The sequence below is a fragment of the Streptomyces sp. NPDC091376 genome, assembly GCF_044757085.1.
Classification (GTDB): domain Bacteria; phylum Actinomycetota; class Actinomycetes; order Streptomycetales; family Streptomycetaceae; genus Streptomyces; species Streptomyces pratisoli.
The window spans coordinates 93,830-104,725 of the sequence record NZ_JBIVUF010000021.1 but is presented as its reverse complement, the minus strand read 5'-3'; the positions used below and the strand labels follow the sequence as shown (position 1 = coordinate 104,725).

General features: G+C 69.5%; 10 protein-coding genes and 1 pseudogene. 5 read left to right on the top strand and 6 right to left on the bottom strand.

Annotated features, from left to right (window positions below; all coding sequences use genetic code 11):
* Window positions 1–160 precede the first annotated feature (160 nt).
* From ACIQMR_RS32880 to ACIQMR_RS32865, 4 genes and pseudogenes are all read right to left on the bottom strand, one after another.
* Window positions 161–669, bottom strand: a pseudogene (locus ACIQMR_RS32880) (IS5 family transposase); the annotation flags it as partial.
* Between the two features lie 37 nt (window positions 670–706).
* Entirely contained in the window at window positions 707–1,144 is a 438-nt protein-coding gene (locus ACIQMR_RS32875; RefSeq protein ID WP_401395137.1) for a hypothetical protein, read from the bottom strand.
* A gap of 40 nt (window positions 1,145–1,184) precedes the next feature.
* The gene (locus ACIQMR_RS32870; protein WP_401395134.1) at window positions 1,185–1,922 is read right to left on the bottom strand and encodes an ABC transporter permease; all 738 of its coding nucleotides are present in this window, start codon (window positions 1,920–1,922) and stop codon (window positions 1,185–1,187) included.
* A 1-nt stretch (window position 1,923) separates the two neighbouring features.
* Window positions 1,924–2,859, bottom strand: a complete 936-nt coding sequence (locus ACIQMR_RS32865; protein WP_401395131.1) for an ATP-binding cassette domain-containing protein — start codon at window positions 2,857–2,859, stop codon at window positions 1,924–1,926.
* Between the two features lie 106 nt (window positions 2,860–2,965).
* Between ACIQMR_RS32865 and ACIQMR_RS32860 the strand changes: the two genes are divergently transcribed.
* From ACIQMR_RS32860 to ACIQMR_RS32850, 3 genes are all read left to right on the top strand, one after another.
* On the top strand, window positions 2,966–4,144 hold the full coding sequence (locus ACIQMR_RS32860) for a sensor histidine kinase (protein ID WP_401395128.1): 1,179 nt from the start codon (window positions 2,966–2,968) through the stop codon (window positions 4,142–4,144).
* Between the two features lie 4 nt (window positions 4,145–4,148).
* Entirely contained in the window at window positions 4,149–4,799 is a 651-nt protein-coding gene (locus ACIQMR_RS32855; RefSeq protein WP_385480683.1) for a response regulator, read from the top strand.
* Window positions 4,800–4,888: 89 nt separating this feature from the next.
* Complete coding sequence (locus tag ACIQMR_RS32850) at window positions 4,889–6,046, top strand: ROK family transcriptional regulator (RefSeq protein ID WP_401395124.1); 1,158 nt, start codon at window positions 4,889–4,891, stop codon at window positions 6,044–6,046.
* Window positions 6,047–6,082: 36 nt separating this feature from the next.
* Here the strand turns inward: ACIQMR_RS32850 and ACIQMR_RS32845 are convergent, their stop codons facing one another.
* Window positions 6,083–6,847, bottom strand: coding sequence for a GntR family transcriptional regulator (locus ACIQMR_RS32845; RefSeq protein ID WP_401395121.1), 765 nt, complete (start codon window positions 6,845–6,847; stop codon window positions 6,083–6,085).
* Between the two features lie 291 nt (window positions 6,848–7,138).
* A complete protein-coding gene (locus ACIQMR_RS32840; protein ID WP_401395148.1) occupies window positions 7,139–8,020 on the bottom strand; it encodes an RNA polymerase sigma-70 factor in 882 nt (293 codons plus the stop codon).
* Window positions 8,021–8,216: 196 nt separating this feature from the next.
* On the opposite strand from ACIQMR_RS32840, the gene ACIQMR_RS32835 reads away from it, so the two are divergent.
* Window positions 8,217–9,047: an alpha/beta fold hydrolase gene (locus ACIQMR_RS32835; RefSeq protein ID WP_401395118.1), complete on the top strand. Its 831-nt coding sequence runs from the start codon at window positions 8,217–8,219 to the stop codon at window positions 9,045–9,047.
* Between the two features lie 280 nt (window positions 9,048–9,327).
* Complete coding sequence (locus ACIQMR_RS32830; RefSeq protein ID WP_401395115.1) at window positions 9,328–10,887, top strand: alkaline phosphatase D family protein; 1,560 nt, start codon at window positions 9,328–9,330, stop codon at window positions 10,885–10,887.
* Window positions 10,888–10,896: the final 9 nt, after the last annotated feature.

Below are 10,896 nucleotides of genomic sequence, written 5' to 3'. Positions count from 1 at the left end.
GCAGGCCGTCATCGCCCTTGCACGCCGCCGCTTGAGTGTCTTGTGGGCTCGCATACGCGACGGCCGCACCTTCGAGATCACCGCACCGCCGAACCCCATCCCGCTGGGCTGATCCACTGACAGCGAGTCACCAGCCGGGATTGACAACTCCATTGGGACTCGTTTGGTGACCCGCGACCATGGGCTTCAGCGCGAGGCTGTCGTGCGTGTTTGCCGCGGAGACGCCGACGACGAGGGGCAGTCCGTTCGAGTCCGACAGGACGTGCATCTCGGAACCCGGTTTGCCCCGGTCCACGGGACTCGGACCTGTGAGTTCGCCCCCTTCTTCGCCCTCACATGGGCGGAATCGAGGACGGCTCGGGAGAGGTCCAGCAGGCCGGAGTCGTCGACCCGGCGAAGGATTTCCTCGTGCAGCCGGCCCCACACCCCGGCCCGGGACCAGATCAGGAACCGGCGATGCGCAGTCGACTTCGACATCCCGAAACACGGCGGCAACGCACGCCAGGAACAGCCGCTGACCAGCACATAGATGATCGCCGCGAAGAGCGTCTCATCAGGCGTGTCCTGCGTTCCCCCGCCCTGCGGACGCGACCTCGACGGCGGGATCAGCGGCACCGCAATCTCCCACAGCCCGTCCGGAACAATCCAACTCCACGTACCCCGACCCATGAACAGCCCAACGACCGAGCACCACATAGGACACGATCTAAGGCGGATCGATCTCGGTGACGACGGCCAGCAGCTGATACGGCAGCTCGGTGTCCCACTTCGACACACCGAGCACGACCCACTGGTCGTCAACGTGCCACAGATGCACGTCGGGTACCGATGCGCTGAGCATGTCCCAGGGCTCCGGTATTCGCTCCTCTCCTTCGACCGACCTCGCCAGTACCGAGCCCATGCTGAAGACCTGAGGTTGGCCCCACCGTTGGCCCAGCAGCACGGCGAGCGCCTCACGCTCCGCCTCGTACTGCTCGCCGACGATCTCCATGTCCGAGCGGTCCTCCCAGAACTCCTCGCTCGTGCTCAGCTCGGCCGTGTGGTAGCCAGGGGCACTGATTCCCACGTCCGACCGGACCGACTCCGAGGGGAAGGGCCGGGAGCGCAGCAGATCGATGGTCGCCAAATGCCGTGCGATGGTCATGGATTCAGTAAACCCTCCCCCACTGACATATGGCGGCCTGTCAGGCGTCCCTGCGTCGTACGCACCACCAGCCGGCCACGAGACCTCCGACTGCCCATACTGCCGTGACCATGAGGCCGGTCCAGGGTCCGATGGCACCGTCGGGGTACTGGTGGAGCACCAGTTGCCCGGCCCTGTCCGGCAGGAAGTCCGCAATGCTTCCCATGGTGTCACCCACGACGAAGGAGACGACGAGAACGAAAGGTATGAGGACGGCAAGGACTGCGGTTCCGCTGCGCAGGACGGCGGTCAGACCGGCGGCCAGGAGTGCCAGCAAGGCCAGGTATATGCCGCCGCCGAACGTTGCGCGCAGGGCTCCTGGCTCTCCCAGTCCGATCGCATAGGGGCCCATGAACAACTGCCCCGACAGAAAGGCGGCGAACGAGGTCAGCGTTCCCACGCAGAGTGCGAGAGATCCCACGACCGCTGCTTTGGCCGTATAGAAGAGTGTTCGGTCGGGCACTGCGGCCAGGGAAATCCGCAGAGCTCCTTGGTGGTACTCGGACGACATGGCCGTCGTTCCGAAGCTGATAGCTGCGATCTGTCCGAAGTTCAGGGCATAGAAGGCACCGAATACGGGATCGGTGCCGGGGTTGTCCGCTTCGGCTTGACCGACGGTGGCGCTGACGAGCACGGTGATGGCGACAGTGACGGCGAACACGGCGATCAGGGATCCGGAGGATGCACGCAGGGACTTGATCTTGATCCACTCCGAGTGGAGCACGGCGGTGGGTGTCACGTCAGCCCTCCCGAGACTTCGACGCGGAGGTGCTGACAAATTCCGCCGTCTCTGCGGTGAGATCGAGATAGGCCTGTTCCAACGTCGTCTGTTCGTCGGCCAGTTCCAGGACGGGAACGCCGTGCTGCGCGGCGATGGCACCTACCTCCTCCGCCTTGAGTCCGTCGATCCTGATCAGGCCGTCGTCGTCCTGCACGGGCGCGTATCCCCGGTGGACCAGCGCGTCGAGCAGTCGGGCCGGCTGCGTCGTACGGATGCGCACGCGGGCCGCCCCGCGGTCGTTGAGGAACGTCTGCATTGGGGTGTCGGCCAGCAGTCGCCCGCGACCGAGGACGATGAGATGGTCGGCAAAGGTGGTCGTCTCAGTCATGAGATGGCTGGAGACGAGGACGGTCCGGCCGTCTCGCGCGAGCCGCCGTATCAGCTCGCGGATCCAGATGATGCCTTCTGGATCGAGCCCGTTGGACGGCTCGTCCAGCATCAGCACCTCGGGGTCGCCGAGCAGTGCCGCGGCGACTCCGAGGCGCTGCTTCATCCCCAGCGAGAAGGTCTTGATCCGACGGCCCGCGACGGGCGTGAGTCCCACTTCATCGAGCACCTCCTCCACCCGGCCGGCCGGGATGCGGTTGGCGGCGGCGAGGGAGCGGAGGTGATCGCAGGCCGTACGTGAGCCGTGGGCCGCATCCGCGTCGAGCAGGGCACCGACATGGCGCAGGGGCGTGCGGAACGACGCATAGTCCCGGCCCTCGATGGTCGCGGTGCCCGATGTCGGCCGGTCGATGCCCAGCACGAGTCGCATCGTGGTCGACTTGCCGGCGCCGTTCGGACCGAGGAATGCGGTGACCCGGCCGGGGTGAACGGTGAAGCTGAGTCCGTCGACTGCGCGCACACCGGTGCCGTAGGTCTTGGTCAGTTGCTGGACGGTGATCCGTTTCATGCCTACAGCGTGGCCGTCGGCCCGGTGACAGACCTCCCCCGGAAGGGGAGTTCGCTTCCCCCGCGCGGGGGAGCCGAGTCGATCACGCCGCTGGCACGATGGCGTCATGTCCCGATTCCTCCGGCTGCTTTTCCGGCCGGTCACCTACACACGCTGGCTGCACCTGTGCATCCCGGTGCTGCTCTACGCCGTGTGGCTGTTCGTGTTCCAGTCGGTCCCGATGGTCCTTGTGCCCCTGCTGTTCCCCTTGTTGCTCGGGCTCGTCCCGTCCGTTCGCACGGCCGAGGGGATCCAGGCGCAGTTGATGCTGGCGCCGGGAGAGCGCGGATCACCGCACCCCACGATCGCCGCCGGGCCGGCCACGACCTGGACCGACCGGTGGCGGACGGTGCTCTGGCTGGAGATACGGCTGGTGCTCGCCGTCGTGACCGCTCTCGTCACCGTGCGGCTCCCGATGCTCGGCGTGGATCTGATCCTCGCGGCGACCGGCTCGCCCGCGAGCGGTGAGGCGGTGCTGCCGATCGCCGGACCACGCTGGATATCCGGGGTGCTCGCACCGCTGCCGCTGCTGGCGCTTCCGGTGGCGATCGTGATGCTCGGCGGTCTGGTCACGGCCGTCGCACGTCGACTGCTCGGACCCTCCGCGGCCGAGCGGCTGACCGCGCTGGAAGCCCGTACCGAACTGCTGCTGGAGCACAACCGGATCGCCCGGGAACTGCATGATTCGATCGGGCATGCGCTGACGGTCGCGGTGGTCCAGGCGGGCGCGGCGCGTGCCGCCAATGATCAGGCTTTCACCGCCCGGGCCCTGGCGGCCATCGAGGAAACGGGTCGGGCCGCGATGGATGACCTCGAACGAGTGCTTCTGGTGTTGCGTGCATCAGGTGATCGGGTCGCGCCCCGCCCGACCCTTGTCGAGGCCGATCGGCTGCTGGAATCCGCACGGATGTCGGGAGCGAAGGTGGACGTCGAACTGACCGGTCCCCTGGACTCGGTGCCCGGCCCGGTGTCCCGGGAGGGGTACCGCATCCTTCAGGAAGCGCTGACCAACGTCCTGCGCCACTGCGGGCCCGTGCCGGTCCGGGTGTGCGTGGCCGCCCTGGAGCGGCAGCTCGAGATGGAGGTGACCAATCCGCTGCCCCCGGCCGCGCCGGGCGCTCAGACCGGCGGTGGACTTCGTGGCATACGTGAGCGGGCGGCGCTCCTCGGAGGTGAGGCGAAATGCGGCCCGCACGAGGGGGATTGGAGGGTGCAGGTCCGGCTGCCGCTGGACGGCATACGCTGACGTGATGCCTGTGAGCGTTCTTCTGGTCGATGACGAGCCGCTGGTGCGCGCCGGACTGCGTGCGGTCCTCGAAGCACAGCCCGACATCACTGTGGTGGGTGAGGCGGCCGATGGCGCAGCCGTACTCCCGATGGTGCGGAGCTTGCGTCCGGACGTGGTGGCCATGGATGTCCGGATGCCTCTGCTCGACGGTATCGAAGCGACCCAGGTGGTGCTCCGGAGCGTCGCGGAGCCGCCGAAGATCCTGGTCGTCACGACCTTCGAGAACGACGAGTACGTGTATCGGGCCCTGCGGGCAGGGGCGGACGGCTTTCTGCTCAAGCGCGCCCGGCCCACGGAGATCGTCAACGCGGTTCGGCTGATCGCCGAAGGCGAGTCGCTCCTGTTCCCGTCGGCGGTGCGATCGCTGGCAGCCGAATACGGGAACAACGCGGCTCGTGCAGCCATGGAGCGCGCGTCGCTCACAGAAAGGGAGGAGGTGGTGCTGCGGCTGATGGCGCGAGGCCTGTCCAACGCCGAGATCGCCGCCGAACTGATCGTCGGGACGGAGACCGTGAAGACCCACGTCAGCGCGGTGCTCGCCAAACTGGGTGCTCGCGACCGCACTCAAGCGGTGATCGCCGCATACGAGTCCGGTTTCGTGGCTCCGGCCTGAGTGCGGACCCGGTCCGTACGGCGCTCGCCGCGCCCCGCCACCATTGAGTACGATCCGCCAGACATGCGTACGAGCTGGGAGGACACACGGTGGGGCAGCTGACCGGCGGGGACCCGTCGCTGCTGCGGCGGATCAATTCCGCGGTGGTACTCCATGCGCTGCGGGGCGCCGACTCCCCCACGCTCACCGATCTGACTCGGGTCACGGGTCTCTCCAGGCCCACCGTCGAGGGCGTGCTCGAAGGGCTCATCGCGTCCGGGCTCGTGCTGGAGACCGGTCCCGAGGAAGGCGAGGCCCGGCGGCAGGGGCGGCCGGCACGCCGGTTCCGGTTCCGTGCCGAGGCGGGACACCTTCTGGGTGTGGAGATCGGCCCGCACCGGGTCGCCGCGCTGCTTTCGGGGCTCGACGGCCGGATCATCGGCGCGGGATCGCGGGAAGTGGCCGAGACGGCGTCCGCCGATGAGCGGCTGGAGCGGGTCCGTACGGTCGTGGCCGATGTGCTTCGGCGGACCGGTGTGGCCCGCAGCTCACTGCGCGCGGTGGGCGTCGGCAGTCCGGGCATCGTCGAGGCGGACGGGACCGTACGGCTGGGCACGGCACTGCCGGACTGGACGGGGCTGGCCCTGGGTGAGCGGCTGAGACGGTCCTTCCGCTGCCCGGTGCTCGTCGAGAACGACGCCAATGCCGCGGCGGTGGCCGAGCACTGGAAGGGCGCCGCGACGGACTCCGACGACATCGTGTTCGTGCTGGCAGGACTGAGTCCAGGTGCGGGCTCGCTCATCGGCGGGCGGCTGCACCGGGGCTATGGCGGCGCCGCCGGCGAGATCGGCGCACTGCATCTGCTGGGCAGGGAGGCCACGCCGGAGACACTGCTGTCGACGACGGGCGAGCCGCTGCATCCCCTGGACGAGCAGGCAGTGGCCGAGGTGTTCGCCCATGCCCGGCAGGGGGACGAGCGGGCGCTGGCGGCGGTCGACCGGTTCATCCAGCGGCTGGTGCACGACGTCGCGGCGCTGGTGCTGGCGCTCGATCCCGAGCTGGTGGTGATCGGCGGCTGGGCGGCCGGCCTGGACGGAGTACTCGATCCACTGCGCGACGAACTGTCCCGTTACTGCCTTCGGCCGCCTCGTGTGGCGCTCTCGCTGCTCGGTGAGGCAGCGGTGGCGACGGGGGCGCTGCGGCTGGCCCTGGACCATGTGGAGAAGCAGTTGTTCGCCGTCGAGGGAACGGTGACGGCCCGTCGCTGAGCGCGACGGGCCGTGGTGGGGCGGGAAGCCGGGTGGTCAGGAGGCGCGTCGCTCCTGGCTGTGGTGGCGGATCTCCAGGTCGCCCGAGTCGCCGAAGGTCAGCCGGCAGGTGTCGGCCCGGTACGTCGCGACGGACACGACGGCCGTGCGGCCCTCGGAGAAGTAGCGGGTGGTGACGACGAGAACGGGCGCGCCGGGGAGGCGGTCCAGTTCCTTGGCGTCGTCGGCGCGGGCCGAGCCGAGTTCCACCGCGCGGTCCTGCCCCTCCAGGGTCAGACGCTGCAACTCGCGCAGCACACCGCGGGCGCGGGTCGCACCGGAGGGGGCGTCGATCGCGGAGAGCTCGGGCACGGATCCGGCCGGAACGTACAGCAGTTCGGCGGCGACCGGCTGGCCGTGCGTGGCCAGCATCCTGCGCACCGCATGCACGGTCTCGTCGCTTTCCGTGTCCAGCATGCGCGCGACGGCGGCGGGCGGCACGGTGTTGGCGCAGTCGACCGGCTGCCAGGCATCCCGGGGAGCTCCGGGCCAGTAGTGCGTGGACGTGGAGACGTCGACGCCCATACGGGGCGGTGCGACCGTCGTGCCGACACCGCGGCGGCGCTGCAGCCTGCCTTCCAGCTCCAGCTGTTCGAGCGCCTGACGGAGCGTGGCGCGTGCGACGCCGAAGCGAGCGGCGAGATCACGCTCGTTGGGCAGGATCTCGCCGACCGCGAAGTCGGAGTCGAGTGCCTCGCCGATGACGGTCTTGAGGTGCCAGTACTTCGGCTCCGGCACCGTTTCCAGCTGCGTGGTCCCCACCCTGTCCTCCGCAATCACCGTGGCCCCGGCGGCTTTCCGTGCCCTTGTTTATTAAAGGTTCCTGCACTAACTCTGCGACCATAGGGCGGCCCTTCTCGTTGGTCAAGACCAATCCTGTGGCTGTTACTCAGGGGAGCGGCCCTCTGCCACAGAGCGTTCACACGACGTTCCTGCCGCGGTGAACACGGGGCAGCACAAAGCCCCGCATCCAGGTCGGTCACGGCGCTCCGGACGGCGACGTCACGACCCCACGACGTCACGACATCACGACCTCACGACCTCACGACCGCGCTATGCCGTGAGTGCGGTGAGCTTGTCCGGGTTGCGCACAATGTAGACGCACTGGATACGGCCGTTCCTGGCCTCGATCTGGACGACGGTGTCCGGCTTGCCGTCGGAGAGCATCAGCAGACCGGGCGCGCCGTTGATTTCGAGGAGACGGAATTCGGACCCGGGAATCGGCTCCTTGGCCACGGCGTACAGGAAGCGCCCCACCTTGTCCGCGCTCTCCATGACGCGCAGCGGCGCCTTCGCCTTGCCGCCGCTGTCGCCGATGAGCCGTACGTCGGGGGCGAGCAGGCTGAGCAGAGCGTCCAGGTCGCCGCCGGATGCCGCGGCGAGGAACCGCTCGGTCAGGTCACGGCGTTCGGCGGGATCCACGTCGTACCGGGGTCTGCGCTCGTCGACATGGCGGCGGGCGCGTCCGGCGAGCTGCCGCACGGCCGCTTCGCCGCGGTCGAGGGTGGTGGCGATCTCGCCGTACGGGAAACCGAAGGCCTCTCTCAGCACGAACACCGCGCGCTCCAGCGGGGAGAGGGATTCGAGAACGACGAGGACGGCGAGCGATACGGACTCCATGAGCTCGGCCCGCTCGGCGGCGTCGGGGACCGTGTGGCCCGATCGGGTCGCGATGGGCTCGGGCAGCCAGGGCCCGACGTAGGCCTCGCGGCGCGACTGCACGTGCCTCAGCCTGTCGATGGCGAGCCGGGTGGTGATCCGTACGAGATAGCCGCGCGGTTCGCGCACCTCGCCGCGATCTTCGGCGGACCAGCGCAGCCATGCCTCCTGCACCACGTCCTCGGCGTCGGAGAACCGTCCGAGCATGCGGTACGCCACGCCCGTCAGCACGGAGCGGTGGGCTTCAAAGACTTCCGTCACGGTTTCGCCGGCCACGTCTCCATCCCAGCCGACGGCACCCTCGATGTCCAGCTCGCATCCGGCCGGGGCGTTCGGGGCGTGGCCCGCGCGCACCCCGGTACGGACTCCCTCTTGAACTGCGGGCTACTCATGGGTAATTGTTGCTGACAAGGCGTCTCTGAAGCGCGCATGCGGAGCCGTTCGGCGAAGTCCACGGTCAGGGAGCAGCAGCATGGTCTCGAAGGTCTCGTTCACGGTCGATTCCCCTGCCGGGCGCCAGGCACTGTCCGTGTCGTACGAGCGTCTCGGCGCGGGAGAGCCGCTCCTGCTGCTCCACGGCATCGGTCACCACTGGCAGGCATGGGAGCCCGTCCTGCCGGTCCTCGCCCAGGAGCGCGACGTCATCGCCGTCGATCTCCCCGGCTTCGGCACCTCCCCCGCTCTTCCGCAGGGCATGTCCTACGACCTCTCCACCGTCGTCCCCGTGCTGGGCGCGCTCTGTGAAGCGCTCGGCGTCGAGCGGCCCCATGTCGCGGGCAACTCCCTCGGCGGGCTGCTCGCCCTCGAACTGGGCCGGGGAAAGCTCGTCCGGTCCGTCACGGCACTGTCCCCCGCCGGGTTCTGGACGGAGAGCGAGCGCCGATACGCCTTCGGGACGCTGCTCGCCATGCGCCGTGGCGCCAGGATGATGCCCCTGCCCCTCATCGACCGGCTGTCGCGTACGCAGGCCGGCCGGGCGGCACTGACCAGCACCATCTACGCGCGGCCCGGACGCCGTTCACCGCATGCGGTTGTGGCCGAGACCGTGGCGCTGCGCGACGCCACCGGCTTCCGTCGGACGCTCGATGCCGGACGCGGGGTTCTGTTCACCTCCGACGTGCCCGACCTGCCGGTGACGGTCGCGTGGGGCTCCCGGGACCGTCTGCTGCTGCGCCGTCAGGGCGTCCGCGCCAAGCACGCCATTCCGGGTGCGAGGCTCGTGCGGCTGCCCGGCTGTGGTCATGTACCCATGAACGACGATCCGGCTCTCGTCGCCCGCGTCATCCTCGACGGCAGCCGCTGACGCCCTGCCGCCGTCCGGCGCGGCGCCGCCACCTCGGAGCCGAGCGCCACTCCAGTGCCGAGGAGCACACTCCCCTCTACCTGCGGCGCTCCACGAACACGTCCCGGGCAGGGAGTCAGCCAGGACATCACCGTCCGCGCATCCCCCTTCCTCAGGGCTCGGGAGCCCGAACTGCGGGGCGCGGACGGGGTGTTCATGTGTGGTTCGCGTTCCGGTCTTTGTCACGCACTAGGCATGGGCACGGCACGCGGTCCCCCACTCGCTCCCCAGGAGGCGCACCATGTCCTACAACCGCCGTACCGTTCTCCGCGGTTCGCTCGCCGCCTCCGCGGCCCTCTCCCTCGGGGCGGCAGCCCCGGCGCAGGCGCTGCGCGGGAGGCCGAACGCCGCCTGGGGCGTCCAGGTGGGCGATGTCACGTCGTCGTCGGGGCTGGTGTGGGTTCGCTCCGACCGGCCGGCCAGGATGATCGTCGAGACGTCGGCGACCGAGTCGTTCCGCCGGACGCACCGATGGCACGGCCCGCTGCTCGGCCCCGGAACCGACTTCACCGGGACGACCGCGCTGCGCGGGCTGCCGGCCGGTGAGCAGATCCACTATCGGGTCACGACAGCCGACCCCGACGACCCGCGACGCACCGGGGAGCCGGTGTACGGGACGTTCCGCACGGCTCCCGCACGGCGCGGGCCGGGGGTCCGCTTCCTGTGGTCGGGCGACATCGCCGGGCAGGGCTGGGGCATCAACCCGGACGTCGGCGGCTTCCGCGCGTTCGACGAGATGCGCCGCCTCGACCCGGACTTCTTCCTCTCCAGCGGGGACACGGTGTACGCGGACGGGCCCCTCGTCCCGAGCGTGACGCTGCCGGACGGGCGCGTGTGGCGCAATGTCATGACCGAGGAGAAGGCGAAGGTCGCGGAGACGCTCGCCGAGTACCGCGGCAACTTCCGCTACAACCTGCTGGACGACAACGTCCGCCGGTTCAACGCGCAGGTCCCGACGGTGGCGCAGTGGGACGACCACGAGGTGCGCAACAACTGGTACCCGAGCCAGCTCCTCGACGACGCGCGCTACACCGAGAAGGACGTCGACGTGCTCGCCGCACGGGCGATGAGGGCGTTCGGCGAGTACTTCCCCGTCTCCACGCTGAGTCCTCGCGGCAGCGAGGGGCGGATGCACCGCGTGGTGCGGTACGGGCCGCTGCTGGACGTCTTCGTGCTCGACATGCGTTCGCACCGGAACGCCAACTCTCCCGGTCGCCAGGCCGACGACACGACCGGGATCCTCGGCGCGGAGCAGCTGTCCTGGCTGAAGCGCGAGCTGTCGCGGTCGCGGGCGGTATGGAAGGTGATCGCCTCGGACATGCCGCTGGGGCTCGTCGTCCCGGACGGCGCTGTGAACTTCGAGGCGGTCGCGCAGGGCGACCCCGGCGCCCCTCTCGGGCGTGAGCTGCAGATCGCGGAACTGCTGCGGTTCATCAAGCACCGGCGGATCACCGGCACGCTGTGGCTGACCGCCGATGTGCACTACACCTCGGCGCAGCACTACGCTCCGGAGCGGGCCGCGTTCAAGGATTTCGCCCCCTTCTGGGAGTTCGTCTCGGGGCCGCTTGCGGCGGGGGGCTTCCCGGCCAACGCGCTGGACGGGACGTTCGGTCCCGATCGGGTCTTCGTACGGGCGCCGGAGCGGGCGAACGTGTCCCCGATGGAGTCGCCCCAGTACTTCGGCGAGGTCGACATCGACGGCGGCAGCGGCGAGCTGACCGTGCGGCTGCGAGCCGAGGGCGGAACGGTCCTGTTCAGCAAGGTTCTTCAGCCCGGGCGGGTCGGCCAGGACCGCGGCTGATCGCGGAGT

Coding starts and splice junctions, on each gene's coding strand:
- ACIQMR_RS32875 (WP_401395137.1), bottom strand. CDS start 1,144: ATGACCATCGCACGGCATTTGGCGACCATCGATCTGCTGCGCTCCCGG.
- ACIQMR_RS32865 (WP_401395131.1), bottom strand. CDS start 2,859: ATGAAACGGATCACCGTCCAGCAACTGACCAAGACCTACGGCACCGGT.
- ACIQMR_RS32855 (WP_385480683.1), top strand. CDS start 4,149: ATGCCTGTGAGCGTTCTTCTGGTCGATGACGAGCCGCTGGTGCGCGCC.
- ACIQMR_RS32835 (WP_401395118.1), top strand. CDS start 8,217: ATGGTCTCGAAGGTCTCGTTCACGGTCGATTCCCCTGCCGGGCGCCAG.
- ACIQMR_RS32860 (WP_401395128.1), top strand. CDS start 2,966: ATGTCCCGATTCCTCCGGCTGCTTTTCCGGCCGGTCACCTACACACGC.
- ACIQMR_RS32830 (WP_401395115.1), top strand. CDS start 9,328: ATGTCCTACAACCGCCGTACCGTTCTCCGCGGTTCGCTCGCCGCCTCC.